We start from the raw sequence: 17,975 nt of genomic DNA on the forward strand, positions 1-17,975 counted from the left end.
TTGAAGAGATAGCGGCAACAAGGAAGAGAGTCACACGCTTTAAACAGTCTTAGGATAAGTGAATGAAAATAGTCGTTTGTGATGACGAGAATTTAGCCAGAGCACTTTTGGTACGGATTATCGAGCAGTCAGGGCATACTGTGGTGGCACAAGCAAAGTCAGGGCGCGAAGCTTTAAAGACGGTTGCAGAATATCACCCCGATGTTTTGTTACTCGACATACGTATGCCTGAGATGGACGGTATTGAGTGCGCTACTGAGCTAAATAAAATGGCGCACCCACCAGCGATTATTTTTGTGACTGCTTTTGATGAGTACGCCATTACTGCGTTTCAGACCAATGCAATTGCGTATTTGCTCAAACCGGCTAAAAAACAAGATTTGCTTAATGCATTGGATAAAGCCAGTCATTTGAATGCGGCTCAAATGAATGAGCTTGCCAAGTTAAATAATAATATTGAAGAGACGACAGAGCGCAATTCTATTTCTGCACGTACTCATAAAGGCATTGAAATTATCCAATTAGAAGATATCTATTATTTTACTGCCGATCAAAAGTACGTCAAAGTACGTCATAAAAAAGGCGTGGTTTTGATTGATGACACTCTAAAAGAGATTGAGCAGGAATTTGATGGCAAATTATTCCGAATTCACCGTAACGCACTGATTAATGTAGATTATTTGAAGTATTTAGAGATGGTAGATGCCGGTCAGTATCAGGTAGGCTTTCAGGAGATAGAGGATACATTGGCTGTCAGTCGCCGTCATGTTCCTACACTACGCGAGCGTATGAAGAATAACTAAATACGCCTGTTTTTTAAAGTATTGCCAACATAACCACACTGCAACACCCCTGTGTTTATGATTAAATAGGGGTGTTTTTTAACGTATTTTAATACACCACACATTGACCACATTGATAAAAAGATATTTATGACCACATCAGCGAATAACACAACCGTAGACATTGCATTAGATACTTTGAATATTGCCACGCGCAAAAGCCCATTGGCAATGTGGCAAGCTGAGCATATTAAGCAGCGATTAGAGTCTTTATATCCCAATTTAACGGTGAACTTAGTGACCATGGTAACTAAGGGCGACAAGATTTTGGATACACCTTTGGCCAAAATTGGCGGTAAAGGGCTGTTCGTCAAAGAGCTTGAGCAAGCACTTTATGACAAACGCGCAGATATTGCGGTTCACTCGCTAAAAGATGTGCCGATGGAATTGCCTGAGGGGCTCATATTAGGGACCTACTGCAAACGTGAAACCCCAACCGATGCCTTTGTGTCTAATAACTACAGCAAATTAGATGACCTACCTCAAGGTGCGGTCGTGGGTACTGCCAGTTTACGCCGCCAATGCCAGATCAAAGCTTATCGCCCTGACTTGGTTATTAAGTCGTTACGCGGTAATGTGCAGACCCGTTTGGGTAAACTAGACGCTGGCGAGTATGATGCGATTATTTTAGCGACCAGTGGTCTGAAACGAGTTGAGCTAAGCGACCGTATCCGTGAAGAAATTGATATTGACATCAGCCTGCCAGCAGTAGGGCAAGGGGCACTTGCTATCGAATGTCGTAGTGATGATGAGGCAGTGCTCAATTTGCTTAAGCCATTAAATGATGGTCAGGCGCGTATCCGTCTTATCGCAGAGCGCGCTTTAAATCGCCGTTTAGAAGGTGGTTGTCAGGTACCGATTGCAGCGTTTGCAGTTATTGAAAAAGAGGAAGCCAATTCGCATAACAAAACCTTATGGCTGCGTGGCCGTGTCGGCTCAGAAGATGGAACGACATTGCTAAAAGCGGATAAGCGTATCGCAATGACAGGCAACCAAGCAGACCGTGAAGCACAAGCCGAGCAATTGGGTATTGATGTTGCCGAACAGCTACTAAGTTCAGGTGCAGACAGTATCCTAGCGGCCATATATTCTGATAATAAGAGTTAATAACTTTCTATTTATTTTATAAGCTCTCTTATTAACCTAAACCCTGACGCGCGTAACGATTGTCATGATATTTATTAATACTCGTCCTGCTAACCGTGCCAAACTGTTAAGTGATGCTTTGCAGGATAGAGGGTTGACGGTGCTAGAGATGCCGCTACTGACATTAACACCCATTAATATCAGTGAGTGCGAGTATCAGTATCAACAAGACTTTTATCAGAAGCCTAACGCCTACCACGCATTAGTAGTGGTGAGTCCTACCGCAGCACGTATGGGTTTGGCAGCTTGTCCCGATGGATTTGTGCCAAGCTGCGCAGTTATTGCCGTGGGTCATACCACCGCTGAGGTACTGCGGCAGGCCGATTGGACGGTGCAATGCCCAGATGAATACAGTAATGAGGGCATGATGCGAATGGCGGAGCTGTTTACTTTACAAGCCGGAGATAAGGTGCTGATTTGGCGAGGACGTGGCGGTAGACGGCTACTCGTTAATCATTTACAAGATAAAGAGATAGTAGTCGATTCCATTGCTTGGTATCAGCGTCATATCCCCGTCGATGCCGAGCAAAATTTTAAGGCCATGCAGCAACAGTTAGATAGTCTAAAGCATGCGGATATTGATACTAATAAAGAGTCGCAAGAGAGCCAATTATCACATCAAAAGCCGATTGCACTGGTCAGCAGTGGTGAGGCATTTACCAATTGGCGTTTATTACTAGACAGTAAAGACGCAACACTGAAATTAATAGACTTCAGCTATCTAACCTTTGGGACGCGCCTGACTCAGACCTTGCAAGATCTGCAGTTGTCTTGTACGCGTATTGAACACTTGGATGTGGATGAGGTTTGGCGGGGTATTGAGCGTTTAAGTCAATATCCTGAATAATAATTAATAAGAGATAAACTATGAGCAGCAGTCAGCAGACTATTAAAGTATCAGAAACATTTGAGAAGCCCGAAGCTTTAACTAAATTTGCTAGTGTTTACGCGCAGCCTGTCGTTTGGAACGATATGGATGCCTTTAATCATGTTAATAATGTGGTCTATTATCGTTATGCAGAGTCAGCGCGGATTAATTATCTGTCTGATGTTAATTGTTTTAATGATGAAGTGACCACAGTGTTGGCGGAGTCTAGCTGCCAATACTTAAAGCCGGTGGTTTATCCAGATACACTATTGATTGGCGTACGCACAAAAAAACTGGGTAATACCAGCATCGTGATGGAGTATTGCTATTTTAGTACCGCGCAGCAAGCTGTGGTGGCAACCGGTAGCTCCGCCTTAGTCAGACTCAATAAAGAGGGCAATGCTAAAGTCGCTTGGACAGACACAGAGCGCAGCATCATCTTATCGTTTGAGCTGCGTGTCGGTCATACCCCGCAAACTTAATGTTCTCCTTATTATTCAAAAAGGCCCCTGCTGCCGGTGAATTAACGCCTTTATTACCGAGTCTTGATAGCACGCTGTATCCATTGTTATGGCAGGGTCACCATTATGATTCTGCTTACGAGTTGCTGTTATCGGTTATTCAACAGGGTTATCAAGAGGATGCCGAGCTGCAAAAGCAGTTTAGTCAGTTGCTGCAACAAGAGCCGATGTATCAAGATTGGATTAACTTTACGGTCTTTGGTGGCTATGTTCAGCGCAGTTTTAGAGCGTTTTATAGTCAAAACGAAGATATCTTTAACGCCGATATGCCTGACTTATTAAGGCACGAGCTGATGCGGCATACTCAGCGCCTGCCAGCCGGTCAAGTTGTATTGGTTGGCGGAAAACTTCCCAGTATCGTTAGGCAAGAGAAGTTATTAATTAGCACTCTCAATCCGTTTAAGGCATTAAATGATGCTGTGCGCCATTCTCATATTAATAATAATCAGCGAAAGCCTTCTACGTCTAAATCAACTGTTAATACAAATCCTGTGATTGTTTTAAATATCATTACCGCAGCCTCAGAATACGTCAAAGCCTTTGCAGTAAAGCACAATAAGCGTACCAGTGATGGTTTGCGTAATGAAGTGATGATTCTAGATTTCAATCAGTTAATTCTGACCAAAGAAGAGTCACATACAAATAAAAATAATGCCCAACTTGATAGTCAATATCTGATTAGGCATTATACGATGCGTTAAAGCGAATAGAGCGAACCTAGAGTTTAGCTTTGCTTTTATTTAGTACCAAAGATTTTGTCACCAGCATCGCCAAGACCGGGGATAATATAGCCATCGTCATTTAGATGACTGTCCAACGAGGCGGTATAAATCTTAACATCTGGATGATGCTCATTAATCAAACGCACGCCCTCAGGCGCAGCAACCAAGACTAGCGCTTTAATTGAACAGCAGCCTTTCTTCTTTAGCATCTCAATGGTTGCTAACATTGAGCCGCCAGTCGCTAACATAGGGTCAATGATTAGAGCAGGGCGCTTATCAACATCAGCAACCAACTTTTCGAAAAAAGGTACGGGCTGTAGTGTCTCTTCATCTCGCTGTAAGCCAACCATTGAGATTTTAGCAGTTGGAATCAAATCTAAAACCCCATCTAACATACCCAATCCAGCGCGTAGAATAGGTACGACGGTCACCGTTTTACCTATAATCTGCTCACCTTTAATTTCACTACCATCCCAGCCTTCCATCGGAAACTCTTCAATTTCAAAGTCACGACACGCCTCATAAGCCATTAATCGAGCAAGCTCACTGGTCAAAGTACGAAATTTATAAGTACTGCATTTTTGTCGTATTAAGCTTAGCTTATGACGGACTAGGGGATGGTCGATGATTTCTATGTTCAGATTGTTCATAAAACCTCTGTTAAGCGTCTGGGGGATGCGGGCGAATAGAATGAAGTTACAGTATTATAAAGAGATATTTGCTGACCCTGATGTTATTTTAAATAGCACTTGAGTCTATCTATAGTGTACATAAAATAGCGCAATAAAATAGGGTGTATCAACGAATACGCCCTAATATATGTGCCAAAAAATTACCAAAACAATTATACCAATAAAACAAAAGCAACTGACAAACCTGCCAGTTTAGATAGGCTAGATATCATATGAATAGTTTTAATCTTATATAAAGCTATACCCGCTAATAATAATGAGGAGAATGAATCATTAATAACGATAACACTAATAGCGATTTACCTGTAGAAAGTCACCCTTTCGAGCCGGTGCTACCTGAAAATGCGACTGTCATGATGATGGGAACCCTGCCGCCCACGCCAGATAAATGGGGGATGTCTTTTCATTACCCGAACTTTAATAATGATATGTGGCGTATTTATGGGCGTGTATTCTTTAATAATGCCGATTATTTCCGTAATGGAACAGAAAAAGGTTTTGACCCTGAGCGTATCAATGCTTTTTTATATGATCGAGGTATCGCCTCTTGCCCGACCGTTAAAAAGGCCATTCGAGAGCAGGGTAATGCTGCGGATCGCTTTTTGACTATTGTCGAAACGGTAGATTTACATGAGATATTGTCGCAGCTGCCACAGCTTAAGACCATTTTTACCACCGGTGGTAAAGCGACTGAGATATTGATGCAATTGTTAGAAGAAGAGCAAGGCGCGCCCATTCCTAAATCAAAAATGCCCAAGACCAATCAGCAGATAGATTACCTTTATGCAGGCCGAGACTTAACCTTATATCGACTACCCTCTACGTCTCGAGCTTATCCTTTGTCATTGGATAAGAAAGTGGCCGCTTATCGAGACTTCTTTGAGCAGGTAGGGAAAGTCTAGTTCTCTTCAAATCGGGTTAGAGCTTATCTGGCTATTATTCCGATTTTCCAGCGTATTTATTCTTAATCCTATCAGACTGTCAATACGGCCTTAATCTTTTGCTATATTTTAGTGAAAAGGCTAAGGTCGTTGATGCTATTTTTCTAGTTTAATTTGCACTATTGACCTAGATTTAATACATCTATCTGTCACATAGATAAGCTATATCTATTATATAAAGTTACAGTTTATGCATTTGGTTACACAGCTAGTCTTTCATTTACAGATAGTTCAAAGGATAGGACAAAAAAAGCACATAATCCACTCGTCTATTAGTGGTCTAATGGGGTTACTGCTTTGATTTAGTTAATAAAAATTTTAACAGTGTATTTAATAAGAAAGCTGATAAGACGTATGCTTTCTGCTTTAATTATTTCTAATTAATCCTATTTGAGGTGTTGCCATTAATATAAGCTTTCAACTGATGACTCGTGCTGAGCCACCTGCTGTCGTGCAGCAAACGATTGAGGCATTGTTGGTGGTTAAATCTCATGCTGATGAGATACTCATTATCGATAATAACCATACCAATGAAGCTCTTTATAAGCCTTTAGAGCAGTACTGTAATAGTTTGCCTAAGTCACTAAAAGTACGCTTTCATCATATTGATGACGTTGTAGGCTATAAGGCTGGCGCGTTAAATCTAGCACTGCAGATGATGGATAAGGCGTGTGATTACATTGTTGTCGTTGACAGTGATTATCAGCTTCTTCCTTGGGCACGTGAGAGAATTAAGCAAGCAGTTAAGCGCTTTCCTGATCATGCGCTGCTACAGTTTCCTCAATATTATCGGGATAGAGGGAGAGCGGATATACATACCGAGCTCAATCATTATTTTAGCTATCATTTAAATAAACCCAATAATCGGCAGCGGGCATTATCGACGGGTACCTGTGCCGTTATTAAAAAAGATGCGTTAGTAAGAGTGGGAGGATGGTGTAGTGACTCGATAACAGAGGATGCGCAGATGGGTGTGTTACTGCATCTAAATGGGGAACGCACTCAGTACGTTAATGAGGTGATTGCTACAGGCATGTTGCCTCTGAATATAGTTGATCTCATAGCACAGCGCCGACGCTGGGTATATGGCAACGTGCAAGTGCTACGAAATTACGGCAAGATTCTACGCAGATCTAAGCAATTAGGGCTATCGAATATCGCAGAGACAGTCAATAAAATGGAGCTTGAGGCTAATTCATCTAATCAGATACAGGATAAGCACCCTGTAAATAAGCGTCTTCCCTTTAAATTCTCGCAGGCTCTTGACTTTAAGAGTGTTCGTTATCTTCGGGCACATGTCTCTCAATTGAATGCTTGGATAAATTTAACAGGCGTCTTTATACTGCTGCAAACATTGGGTATTGGCGGTCTGATTGTTAATAACTACGTTGACCAAGAGTCTTTATTATCTATCTCATTAACAGCGCTGCAATTTAGTTTTGCAGGATACGCTGTTTTTATTAGTCGTAGATTATGGGCGTATTTAAGTGACTCAAAACCGCTAACCGTGCCAGATCCAATTCAGACAGATATTTCAGCATCTTCTTCTATTAAGACTAATCCCTTTAAATCTTTGATGACTAAGCTAAGAGGATCAAAGGCTGATAGAAAAACCCTTACTTATAAAACCTCTATTATTCATAGATTACGTGCTTGGGTTGTGCACCTAAATTTTTGGGAAATTGGCGCCTTGTCATGGCTTCCTGTGTTGTGGGGACAGCAAAAGCCGTTTATATGTACGCCAAAGGTCAATACCCATCCACAAAAAACATTGAAAAATCAGTGGCAAGCAGCAAGAGTGCTTCCTAAGCTTTTAACCGGCCTCAATATTGGGACAGTTGTCATGGTATGGCCGCATTCAAAAGCGTTGACGGTCTGTGCTTTATCAATAATAGGCTTAAAATTAGCCGCAGCTGCGGTGCTTATGTCTAATTATTCAGAGTCAAATGTTGGCTTCAGTCAACCTGCTAGTAACAGTCTAGAGAGGTTAAATAGCACAGAGTTCAGTGCCGATGTATTTAAAAGTATTGCCTAGCTTGAAAATATTTAACTGCTTTATATAACGTAAAAAGTCTCGAAATAACAATAATAAATCGTTTATAACGAATACAAATTAAGGACGCTCTATGTTTACAGAGGGAGTGAACCGGCCTCTAAAAATTGCCATTATCGCGCATTCTTTATATCCCATCGCTGAGCCTTATGCTGGCGGGTTGGAGTTGATTACTCATTTACTGTGTGATGAGCTGGTTAAGCGTGGGCATGAGGTAACCCTTTATGCGCACAAAGACAGTCAAACAGGTGCAATATTAAGACCACTGATGACACGTGAGGCATTCGATGAGCAAATATACCCCAATGAACACACTTCACTGGGTATGACGCGTGATGAGCTGTACCAGTATCACTTATACCAAGATGCCATGCGAGAGATTATTGAAGCGACCAATCGAGGTCAATTTGATATGGTTCACAACCACAGCTTACATTATGTACCGATGCTGGTTGGTCAAGCGCTTGGACCAAGATTGATAACCACCTTTCATACGCCTATTTTTCCACAGTTACGTTTGGCGTTACTGACGCTAAGTAAAGGTACAGACACCCAGTTCACGAGTGTCAGCAATTTTCAACAACACCTATTTGAGGAATTTGTTGCCTCTACCGTTGTCTATAATGGCGTCGATGTTCAATCATTTGTATGCAATACCGATGAGGTTAAGGAAGAGTCTTATTTTTGGTTTGGCAGGATTTGTCCAGAAAAAGGCACCCATCTTGCGATGCAGTATTGCCTAAAAGCCAATAAAAAACTAACCATTGCAGGGCCCAAAAGCAATCTTGACTACTTTAATGAAAAAGTAGCTCCGATTTTAAAGAGAGATAAGTCGGAAAATGGCGGTCAAGGCTTGTTTAATTATGTTGGGCATCTGACTAAGAATGAAATAAACGGCTATCTAACGCAGTCGACAGCCATGCTGTTTACCAGTACATGGGATGAACCTTATGGACTAACTCTGGCTGAAAGTCTGGCGGCCGGATGCCCTGTTATTGGTTTCGATGCTGGTGCGAGTAAGGATATTATTACAGGAGACAGCGGTATTATTGTACCAAAGCATGACGAGCAGAAATTTATCGCTGCTTTCAGTGATATTAAGAATATCTCACGACAAGCGTGCCGTGCTCGAGCAGAGGCGTTTTGCTCTGTACAGGCGATGGTAGATGGATACTTATCTTGTTATTTTAAGACGATTAATAACCTAGCAGAGAAAGGTTGTGATGGTGTATCAGCACAGCTAGCTGCTGGTTATCAATCTATAGATGAGACGTATAATCTATGAATATCGGGTATTATGCGCACCATCATGGTACAGGGCACTGCCGTCAAGCAGATAAATTAGCGGCTCAATTGCAGTTACTCGATAAGGCCTCATCAGACAATTTGACGGTATTTACCAGTTTGCCTGAAGATAATTATATCTTTCGGCATGTAGACCTCAGAAATATCATACGCCTACCAGATGAACATGAAATGAATTCAGATGTTTTGCCGGGTAGAGCAGGTGTTTATTGGCAGCCTGATTGCTTGCACTACTCACCGGTTGGGAATAATAATATTCGGCAGCGCAGTCACATCTTACTGTCAGAAGTACAAAGCCGCAAAATCGACTTGATGATTGTTGATTTAAGTGTTGAAGTCGCTTTGTTATGCCGAACTGCCAGCATCCCTTATTTATATGTACGCCTGCCAGGTGAGCGCAATGATTCACCGCATCTAAATGCGTTTGCTGGTGCTATTGGATTGTTAGCGCCGTATCCAAAAGCATTAGAATCTGCCAGTGTGCCGCAGTGGGTACGTGACAAAACCTTATATTTGGGTTTTGCAAATCAATCCCTCTCTAAGCAAAATCTTTCAAAAGAACAGTTTAAGGCAATGGTCGCTGATTTAGCCAATCAGCAAGAGAACCTGCTCGATCCAAGACGGCCGTCTACTATAGTAACGGTTATAAAAGGGTTCGGCGGGCATGAAACAGTGGATACTTTATTGCCCACGCTAAGAGAGTTACTACCTGATGCTTATATTATTTCGCTTGGTCCTATCACTACCGAAGCAAAATCGTCTGTTGATTTAGCGGCCCAAGTAGACAGTGTCACTCCTTTTTTACAGTATAGCGATTTATTGATGATGGCCTGTGGCCTCAATGCCGTGGGGGAGGTTTGCCAATACGATACGCCTTTGGTTGTTATTCCGGATGAACGTCCACATGATGAACAGCAGCAAATGGCGCAAGCACTCATCTCGTGTGGTCGAGCCATCGCATTCGAGCAGTTAGTTGATAGCAATATGGCAACCATTCCGAATACCAATCGCTCATTGCGGGACATGCTTTCTCAATCTGCGACAGCTGACTTTAGTCAAAGCCTCGTTAAACACAAAAGTGTTAAACACTGGTTTTATAAGTGGTTACTGCCGCAACTTAGTATCCAGCCCAAGCGTCAGAATTGAGTTTGGACTTTAAAAGCCAAGTCTAATCTCTAAGCAGCACCATCAAAATCAAGGAATATCCACAGTCATGCCTCTTGTCTCCCACACTCGATCTGCAGATAATAATTCAGACAATATCTTACCTGTCAGTGTGATTACGACCTGCTATGGGCGTAATAATCATTTATATAATTTGCTGGCAAGCTTGCAATCAGGGGCTATGCAGCCTGCTGAGGTAATTATTGTTAATGATGATGCGGATAAAAATAGACTGAATACTTTTGATTTAAATATCATTCAAGTTCCTACCACAGCCAGTCAGACCATAGAAGACGACTCTGAAAACAAACTGTCAGCACGGTTTGATATTGGTCGTAATCGTAATTTAGGTGCGAGGCGGGCAAGCTATGATATTCTTATTTTTTTAGATGTTGATTGTATCGCCTCAGCGGATTTTATTGCAGGAATAACGAACAAAATTAAGCAGTACCCACAAAGCCTAATCATGGGACAACCTCTTTATTTAACGCGTCCTTTGACGGAAGAAGAGACTCAACGATTAAGTTTTTATAGTGAAGCTGAAGATGAGAATAATAAAGAAAGTATATTGTCTACAAAGTGGTTAGATTCTTTGTCAGTGCCAAATCCTTATCGACATAATCTGGTATCAAAGGTATTAATTGAGGCTCAAACATCGAGTGGTTCTACAGACAAATATCTGATAGACAAAGACGATACTAAAATAGAGCAAACTGATGATTATGGCTCGTTTTGGAGTTTGTGTTTCGCAATTTATAAATCACAGTTTGAGCATATAGGCGGATTTGATACCAGCTATGTAGGCTACGGTGCTGAGGATACAGATTTTGCCTTTACTGCTCGCAAGCTAGATATAGATTTCTACCTCACCAGTGATGTTGTTTATCATCAACAGCATTCGGTATATCGGCCACCGCTTAACCACTTAAACAGTATCGTTATTAATGCCAATCAGTTTTTTGATAAGTGGCAACATTGGCCGATGTCAGGTTGGCTAACCGAGTTTGTAGATATGGGACTGATTAAATGGGATAATAATCAAGCCAAGCCAATTGACATATTAAGACAACCTACTTCGCAAGAAGTCGATAAGGCGCACTGTCCTGATGCGCCATTCGTATAAACTAAATATGATATCAATGAGGTTACGACTCAGTTGTTTTAATTCTTGTGACGTTATCAGGTAGATTAGACATTTCCTGTCTTTCAAAATCCCAGTTATGTCCATGCCAAAAATATTCTGTGCTCTTATTATGATTAAAGCCAAGTAACACAATCTCTAGCGGGTGTTCATACTGGTCTTTTAAATAAGCTTGCACTGCGAGCATTAAGCGATACATTAAAAAACCTGATGAGGGGGCTGATGAATGAATGTTTTCATAAACAGGATAATCAGCGACCACTGGGTGCATATCGTTTAAGATTCTAGTGTAGTAGTCATCGCTTATTGCCTGACGTAATAAATTGCTAATTACGAGTGTCACACTGTCATCAATAGGATCGTCATCAGGATTAGGGTCATCTTCTACAGTAGGAAAGTGATAGCCCTCATTGCCAAAAAGAAAACCAACTTTGCCATCTTTCAGTATTTGCTCGATAGCGGGTAGATTGTTGCGACGTGGTGGTAAGCCGAAATGTAGAAGACTGTCACCTATTTGCCTAAAAAATAATAATTTAAGCAATGGTTGAGCCAATGGGCTGCTCGTGAAGTAATCGGCTTGAATAAAATGATTGAACAACACCAGAATATCGTCTTGTTGTAAGGTGCTATCCAAAATTTCTGTGCTAATAGCAGGATTGTTGGCGATAAGAACGACTCTTTGGCTATCTAATAAGTGTTCAATGAAAAAACGGGGTAGGGTTAGATAAGCCTCTTGAAGGATATCCTTTTCAAAAAGGTCAGTCTGGTTAAGTATTTGAGAGTTAGAAGGTAACTCTGATTTAAGTTCTGTCTTATAGGTCATAAACGAAGCACTTTTATAGTGATATGGTGTCTGTATTATAAAGTTTAGTAGAGCAGAGGTAATTAACTAATATAAGGTTTGATGTAAACAAGAATTCAGTTATCAATCAAAAAAGACTTTAATCTTCACTAAAAATAAATACTTTTAGATCAAGGGTTGACACTAGAATTAAACCCTCTATAATACGCCCTCACTAAGACGGACAACAGCGAATTAATCGAGAGATTAGAAGCGAGTTCACTTAGAAAGAATTAAAATTAAGTGTTGACAAAGATATCGAAATCTATATAATTGTCAGCCTGCTAAGCAACAACGTTATTACTAATTAATAATAACTGAGTGTAGCAAAAGATTTAACTTAGGCTTGGACGACAAGCTAAGAAACTATTTAAAAGCTAAAATCAAAGAACAACTTGTGTGGATTTTTGCTGATTTAGGATGCTAAAAATTAAAGTTGGGGCTATCTCTTATCGGGGTAGTGACTAACTATAAAAATTATCATTCTTTAATTAGTAAAGAAACTCGAAGTTAATTCATTATATGAAACATACGGAAAGCAAATTTGCTAGTAATAGGATGAGCCAAGTTTAGAAGTCTCTTTAAAGGACTTCATAGCAAGATTAAACTGAAGAGTTTGATCATGGCTCAGATTGAACGCTGGCGGCAGGCTTAACACATGCAAGTCGAGCGGAAACGATGGTAGCTTGCTATCAGGCGTCGAGCGGCGGACGGGTGAGTAATACTTAGGAATCTGCCCAGTAGTGGGGGATAGCACGGGGAAACTCGTATTAATACCGCATACACCCTACGGGGAAAAGGGGGCGCTTGCGCTCTCGCTATTGGATGAGCCTAAGTCGGATTAGCTAGTTGGTGGGGTAAAGGCCTACCAAGGCGACGATCTGTAGCTGGTCTGAGAGGATGATCAGCCACACCGGAACTGAGACACGGTCCGGACTCCTACGGGAGGCAGCAGTGGGGAATATTGGACAATGGGGGCAACCCTGATCCAGCCATGCCGCGTGTGTGAAGAAGGCCTTTTGGTTGTAAAGCACTTTAAGCAGTGAAGAAGACCTTATGGTTAATACCCATAAGCGATGACATTAGCTGCAGAATAAGCACCGGCTAACTCTGTGCCAGCAGCCGCGGTAATACAGAGGGTGCAAGCGTTAATCGGAATTACTGGGCGTAAAGCGAGCGTAGGTGGCTTATTAAGTCAGATGTGAAATCCCCGGGCTTAACCTGGGAACTGCATCTGATACTGGTGAGCTAGAGTAGGTGAGAGGGAGGTAGAATTTCAGGTGTAGCGGTGAAATGCGTAGAGATCTGAAGGAATACCGATGGCGAAGGCAGCCTCCTGGCATCATACTGACACTGAGGTTCGAAAGCGTGGGTAGCAAACAGGATTAGATACCCTGGTAGTCCACGCCGTAAACGATGTCTACTAGTCGTTGGGGGACTTGATCCCTTAGTGACGCAGCTAACGCAATAAGTAGACCGCCTGGGGAGTACGGCCGCAAGGTTAAAACTCAAATGAATTGACGGGGGCCCGCACAAGCGGTGGAGCATGTGGTTTAATTCGATGCAACGCGAAGAACCTTACCTGGTCTTGACATATCTAGAATCCTGCAGAGATGCGGGAGTGCCTTCGGGAATTAGAATACAGGTGCTGCATGGCTGTCGTCAGCTCGTGTCGTGAGATGTTGGGTTAAGTCCCGCAACGAGCGCAACCCTTTTCCTTAGTTACCAGCGGTTCGGCCGGGGACTCTAAGGATACTGCCAGTGACAAACTGGAGGAAGGCGGGGACGACGTCAAGTCATCATGGCCCTTACGACCAGGGCTACACACGTGCTACAATGGTAGGTACAGAGGGCTGCTACACAGCGATGTGATGCGAATCTCAAAAAGCCTATCGTAGTCCAGATTGGAGTCTGCAACTCGACTCCATGAAGTCGGAATCGCTAGTAATCGCGGATCAGAATGCCGCGGTGAATACGTTCCCGGGCCTTGTACACACCGCCCGTCACACCATGGGAGTTGATTGCACCAGAAGTGGGTAGCCTAACCTTTTAGGATGGCGCTCACCACGGTGTGGTTGATGACTGGGGTGAAGTCGTAACAAGGTAGCCGTAGGGGAACCTGCGGCTGGATCACCTCCTTATTGACGCATCCGGTCAGCAAGAATTCACAACAAGTTGTTCTTTGGTTTTAGTAAGCTTTAAGCTCAGGGTCTGTAGCTCAGCTGGTTAGAGCACCGTGTTGATAACGCGGGGGTCATAAGTTCAAGTCTTATCAGACCCACCACTTATCATACGGAAAGCACTAGAAAATCACAGATTTTCTCTTGCGAAGCTAAAATGTGCTCCCAGCACATTTCTTCACGCTTCTCAGGGGCCATAGCTCAGCTGGTAGAGCGCCTGCCTTGCACGCAGGAGGTCAGGAGTTCGACTCTCCTTGGCTCCACCATTTGGTGATACAGATTAAGAGTAATAGATAAACCAGAATTAAGTGATTACTGATTACTTACTTCTGTTTTATACAGAAAGCATATGACGACTGGATGACAGCGTTATTATTATTTAAAAACATAGATATGAGTTGTAATACGGTTGATACCTAATCTTTCACGTTTAGGTGTCAACCAGTAACCAACCTCTTTAACGACATCAGTTGTTATCCCAAGAGGTTGGTTACAAAGTAAAGAGAACTGAATCAAGCGTAAATTATCAAGGTGATATCGTTATAATTGCTGACAAAGACCCTTTGGGGTTGTATGGTCAAGTAATTAAGCGCACATGGTGGATGCCTTGGCAGTCAGAGGCGATGAAAGACGTGACAGCCTGCGATAAGCTTCGGGGAGGTGGCAATAACCTGCGATCCGGAGATTTCTGAATGGGGAAACCCACCTAACGTAAGTTAGGTATCCTAATTTATTAGGAAGCGAACGAGGGGAAGTGAAACATCTCAGTACCCTTAGGAAAAGACATCAATAGAGATTCCCCTAGTAGCGGCGAGCGAACGGGGAGGAGCCGACTTAATTTTATGTAGAAGAACAGTGTGGGAAAACTGGCCATAGTGGGTGATAGCCCCGTATTCGAAACATAAATGCAAGCATATTAAGTAGTGCGGGACACGAGAAATCCTGTATGAAGATGGGGGGACCATCCTCCAAGGCTAAATACTCCTGACTGACCGATAGTGAACCAGTACCGTGAGGGAAAGGCGAAAAGAACCCCTGTGAGGGGAGTGAAATAGAACCTGAAACCGTGTGCGTACAAGCAGTGGGAGCGGACTTGATCCGTGACCGCGTACCTTTTGTATAATGGGTCAGCGACTTATATTCTGTAGCAAGGTTAACCATTAGGGGAGCCGTAGGGAAACCGAGTCTTAATAGGGCGAATTAGTTGCAGGGTATAGACCCGAAACCGAGTGATCTATCCATGAGCAGGTTGAAAGTGCCGTAACAGGCACCGGAGGACCGAACCCACTATCGTTGAAAAGCTAGGGGATGACTTGTGGATAGGGGTGAAAGGCTAATCAAACTCGGTGATAGCTGGTTCTCCCCGAAAGCTATTTAGGTAGCGCCTCGGACGAACACCATTGGGGGTAGAGCACTGTTTCGGCTAGGGGGTCATACCGACTTACCAAACCGATGCAAACTCCGAATACCGATGAGTGATATCCGGGAGACACACGGTGGGTGCTAACGTCCATCGTGGAGAGGGAAACAACCCAGACCGCCAGCTAAGGCCCCAAATTCCTAGTTAAGTGGGAAACGAAGTGGGAAGGCATAGACAGCTAGGAGGTTGGCTTAGAAGCAGCCATCCTTTAAAGAAAGCGTAATAGCTCACTAGTCGAGTCGGCCCGCGCGGAAGATGTAACGGGGCTCAAACTAGGAGCCGAAGCTGCGGATTTGAACATGTTTCAAGTGGTAGGGGAGCGTTGTGTAAGCCTGTGAAGGTGTGTCGTAAGGCATGCTGGAGGTATCACAAGAGCGAATGCTGACGTGAGTAACGATAATGGGTGTGAAAAGCATCCACGCCGGAAGATCAAGGGTTCCAGTCCAACGTTAATCGGGGCTGGGTGAGTCGACCCCTAAGGCGAGGCCGAAAGGCGTAGTCGATGGGAAATCAGTTAATATTCTGATACTTGTTTATGATGTGATGGAGGGACGGAGAAGGTTATGCCAGCTCAGCGATGGTTGTCTGAGTGAAAGGATGTAGGTAGACGGCTTAGGTAAATCCGGGCTGTTAATACTGAGATCTGATAGCAAGCTGTACTTGTACAGCGAAGTGGCAAATACCATGCTTCCAGGAAAAGCTTCTAAACGATAGTCATAAACGAATCGTACCCTAAACCGACACAGGTGATCAGGTAGAGAATACCAAGGCGCTTGAGAGAACTCTGCTGAAGGAACTAGGCAAAATGGTACCGTAACTTCGGGAGAAGGTACGCTGTCGATGGTGAAGGACTTGCTCCGTAAGCTATTGACAGTCGCAGATACCAGGCTGCTGCAACTGTTTATTAAAAACACAGCACTCTGCAAACACGAAAGTGGACGTATAGGGTGTGATGCCTGCCCGGTGCTGGAAGGTTAATTGATGGGCTTAGCGTATGCGAAGGTCTTGATCGAAGCCCCAGTAAACGGCGGCCGTAACTATAACGGTCCTAAGGTAGCGAAATTCCTTGTCGGGTAAGTTCCGACCTGCACGAATGGCATAATGATGGCAGCGCTGTCTCCAGCAGAGACTCAGTGAAATCGAAATCGCAGTGAAGATGCTGTGTACCCGCGGCTAGACGGAAAGACCCCGTGAACCTTTACTACAGCTTTACATTGAACTTTGACCTGACTTGTGCAGGATAGGTGGGAGGCTTTGAAGCAGATACGCCAGTATTTGTGGAGCCAACCTTGAAATACCACCCTGGTCATGTTGGGGTTCTAACTCAGGTATAACAATACCGAGGACAATGTATGGTGGGTAGTTTGACTGGGGCGGTCTCCTCCTAAAGAGTAACGGAGGAGTACGAAGGTGCGCTCAGAACGGTCGGAAATCGTTCATAGAGTATAAAGGCAAAAGCGCGCTTAACTGCGAGACCCACAAGTCGAGCAGGTACGAAAGTAGGTCTTAGTGATCCGGTGGTTCTGTATGGAAGGGCCATCGCTCAACGGATAAAAGGTACTCTGGGGATAACAGGCTGATACCGCCCAAGAGTTCATATCGACGGCGGTGTTTGGCACCTCGATGTCGGCTCATCTCATCCTAGGGCTGAAGCAGGTCCTAAGGGTATGGCTGTTCGCCATTTAAAGAGGTACGCGAGCTGGGTTTAGAACGTCGTGAGACAGTTCGGTCCCTATCTACCGTGGGCGTTGGAAATTTGAGAGGATCTGCTCCTAGTACGAGAGGACCAGAGTGGACGAACCGCTGGTGTTCGGGTTGTCATGCCAATGGCATTGCCCGGTAGCTACGTTCGGATTGGATAACCGCTGAAAGCATCTAAGCGGGAAGCCAACCTCAAGATTAGATTTCCCTTAAGAGCCGTTGAAGACTACAACGTTGATAGGCAGGGTGTGGAAGCGCAGTGATGCGTGTAGCTAACCTGTACTAATTGCTCGTTTGGCTTGACCATACAACACCCAAGTGGTTTTGTAGCTCTGATAAAACAGAGACAGCCAATTATTTCGATATCATCCTGATAATACATTGATTCAGGTTCTTGATATACTAGTCAACACAAAGTTAAGCTAACACTTAACCAAC

General features: G+C 43.4%; 12 protein-coding genes, 2 tRNA genes and 2 rRNA genes. 14 read left to right on the forward strand and 2 right to left on the reverse strand.

Going from position 1 to position 17,975, the window contains the following annotated elements; genetic code table 11:
* Nucleotides 1-62 precede the first annotated feature (62 nt).
* The 5 genes from AC2SLO_RS02140 (at nt 63) to AC2SLO_RS02160 (ending at nt 4,078) form a co-directional block, all read left to right on the forward strand.
* Nucleotides 63-803 (forward strand): LytR/AlgR family response regulator transcription factor, encoded by a 741-nt coding sequence (locus tag AC2SLO_RS02140; protein ID WP_486543822.1) that lies wholly within the window; start codon nt 63-65, stop codon nt 801-803.
* Nucleotides 804-932: 129 nt separating this feature from the next.
* Entirely contained in the window at nt 933-1,949 is a 1,017-nt protein-coding gene (hemC, locus tag AC2SLO_RS02145) for a hydroxymethylbilane synthase (RefSeq protein WP_486543821.1), read from the forward strand.
* A gap of 64 nt (nt 1,950-2,013) precedes the next feature.
* Nucleotides 2,014-2,835, forward strand: coding sequence for a uroporphyrinogen-III synthase (locus AC2SLO_RS02150; RefSeq protein WP_486543820.1), 822 nt, complete (start codon nt 2,014-2,016; stop codon nt 2,833-2,835).
* A 20-nt stretch (nt 2,836-2,855) separates the two neighbouring features.
* The gene (locus tag AC2SLO_RS02155; protein ID WP_486543819.1) at nt 2,856-3,338 is read left to right on the forward strand and encodes an acyl-CoA thioesterase; all 483 of its coding nucleotides are present in this window, start codon (nt 2,856-2,858) and stop codon (nt 3,336-3,338) included.
* Nucleotides 3,338-4,078 (forward strand): hypothetical protein, encoded by a 741-nt coding sequence (locus AC2SLO_RS02160; protein WP_486543818.1) that lies wholly within the window; start codon nt 3,338-3,340, stop codon nt 4,076-4,078. Before AC2SLO_RS02155 ends, AC2SLO_RS02160 begins: the two co-directional genes overlap by 1 nt.
* 35 nt (nt 4,079-4,113) lie before the next feature.
* Here the strand turns inward: AC2SLO_RS02160 and upp are convergent, their stop codons facing one another.
* Nucleotides 4,114-4,749, reverse strand: a complete 636-nt coding sequence (gene upp, locus AC2SLO_RS02165) for a uracil phosphoribosyltransferase (protein WP_486543817.1) — start codon at nt 4,747-4,749, stop codon at nt 4,114-4,116.
* 311 nt (nt 4,750-5,060) lie between these two features.
* On the opposite strand from upp, the gene AC2SLO_RS02170 reads away from it, so the two are divergent.
* The 5 genes from AC2SLO_RS02170 (at nt 5,061) to AC2SLO_RS02190 (ending at nt 11,377) form a co-directional block, all read left to right on the forward strand.
* The gene (locus AC2SLO_RS02170) at nt 5,061-5,693 is read left to right on the forward strand and encodes a DNA glycosylase (protein ID WP_486543837.1); all 633 of its coding nucleotides are present in this window, start codon (nt 5,061-5,063) and stop codon (nt 5,691-5,693) included.
* A gap of 463 nt (nt 5,694-6,156) precedes the next feature.
* Nucleotides 6,157-7,767: a glycosyltransferase family 2 protein gene (locus AC2SLO_RS02175; protein ID WP_486543816.1), complete on the forward strand. Its 1,611-nt coding sequence runs from the start codon at nt 6,157-6,159 to the stop codon at nt 7,765-7,767.
* A gap of 91 nt (nt 7,768-7,858) precedes the next feature.
* Entirely contained in the window at nt 7,859-9,070 is a 1,212-nt protein-coding gene (locus AC2SLO_RS02180) for a glycosyltransferase (protein ID WP_486543815.1), read from the forward strand.
* Nucleotides 9,067-10,236, forward strand: coding sequence for a hypothetical protein (locus tag AC2SLO_RS02185; RefSeq protein WP_486543814.1), 1,170 nt, complete (start codon nt 9,067-9,069; stop codon nt 10,234-10,236). The genes AC2SLO_RS02180 and AC2SLO_RS02185 overlap by 4 nt, the downstream gene beginning before the upstream one ends.
* Nucleotides 10,237-10,303: 67 nt before the next feature.
* Nucleotides 10,304-11,377: a glycosyltransferase family 2 protein gene (locus AC2SLO_RS02190; RefSeq protein WP_486543813.1), complete on the forward strand. Its 1,074-nt coding sequence runs from the start codon at nt 10,304-10,306 to the stop codon at nt 11,375-11,377.
* A gap of 22 nt (nt 11,378-11,399) precedes the next feature.
* On the opposite strand, the gene AC2SLO_RS02195 is transcribed toward AC2SLO_RS02190, so the two are convergent.
* Nucleotides 11,400-12,218 (reverse strand): hypothetical protein, encoded by an 819-nt coding sequence (locus AC2SLO_RS02195; RefSeq protein WP_486543812.1) that lies wholly within the window; start codon nt 12,216-12,218, stop codon nt 11,400-11,402.
* A gap of 622 nt (nt 12,219-12,840) precedes the next feature.
* Between AC2SLO_RS02195 and AC2SLO_RS02200 the strand changes: the two genes are divergently transcribed.
* The 4 genes from AC2SLO_RS02200 to AC2SLO_RS02215 all read left to right on the forward strand — a co-directional run bounded on the left by AC2SLO_RS02200 (nt 12,841) and on the right by AC2SLO_RS02215 (nt 17,844).
* Nucleotides 12,841-14,377: ribosomal RNA gene (locus AC2SLO_RS02200) — 16S ribosomal RNA — on the forward strand.
* Between the two features lie 66 nt (nt 14,378-14,443).
* Nucleotides 14,444-14,520: transfer RNA gene (locus AC2SLO_RS02205), tRNA-Ile, on the forward strand.
* Nucleotides 14,521-14,606: 86 nt separating this feature from the next.
* Nucleotides 14,607-14,682, forward strand: a tRNA-Ala gene (locus tag AC2SLO_RS02210).
* Nucleotides 14,683-14,991: 309 nt separating this feature from the next.
* A 23S ribosomal RNA gene (locus AC2SLO_RS02215) occupies nt 14,992-17,844 on the forward strand.
* The 16S and 23S rRNA genes sit together here with 2 tRNA genes alongside, the layout of an rRNA operon.
* Nucleotides 17,845-17,975: the final 131 nt, after the last annotated feature.

The organism is Psychrobacter sp. CX14, assembly GCF_057396205.2.

Coding starts and splice junctions, on each gene's coding strand:
- AC2SLO_RS02140 (WP_486543822.1), top strand. CDS start 63: ATGAAAATAGTCGTTTGTGATGACGAGAATTTAGCCAGAGCACTTTTG.
- hemC (WP_486543821.1), top strand. CDS start 933: ATGACCACATCAGCGAATAACACAACCGTAGACATTGCATTAGATACT.
- AC2SLO_RS02150 (WP_486543820.1), top strand. CDS start 2,014: ATGATATTTATTAATACTCGTCCTGCTAACCGTGCCAAACTGTTAAGT.
- AC2SLO_RS02155 (WP_486543819.1), top strand. CDS start 2,856: ATGAGCAGCAGTCAGCAGACTATTAAAGTATCAGAAACATTTGAGAAG.
- AC2SLO_RS02160 (WP_486543818.1), top strand. CDS start 3,338: ATGTTCTCCTTATTATTCAAAAAGGCCCCTGCTGCCGGTGAATTAACG.
- upp (WP_486543817.1), bottom strand. CDS start 4,749: ATGAACAATCTGAACATAGAAATCATCGACCATCCCCTAGTCCGTCAT.
- AC2SLO_RS02175 (WP_486543816.1), top strand. CDS start 6,157: ATGACTCGTGCTGAGCCACCTGCTGTCGTGCAGCAAACGATTGAGGCA.
- AC2SLO_RS02180 (WP_486543815.1), top strand. CDS start 7,859: ATGTTTACAGAGGGAGTGAACCGGCCTCTAAAAATTGCCATTATCGCG.
- AC2SLO_RS02185 (WP_486543814.1), top strand. CDS start 9,067: ATGAATATCGGGTATTATGCGCACCATCATGGTACAGGGCACTGCCGT.
- AC2SLO_RS02190 (WP_486543813.1), top strand. CDS start 10,304: ATGCCTCTTGTCTCCCACACTCGATCTGCAGATAATAATTCAGACAAT.
- AC2SLO_RS02195 (WP_486543812.1), bottom strand. CDS start 12,218: ATGACCTATAAGACAGAACTTAAATCAGAGTTACCTTCTAACTCTCAA.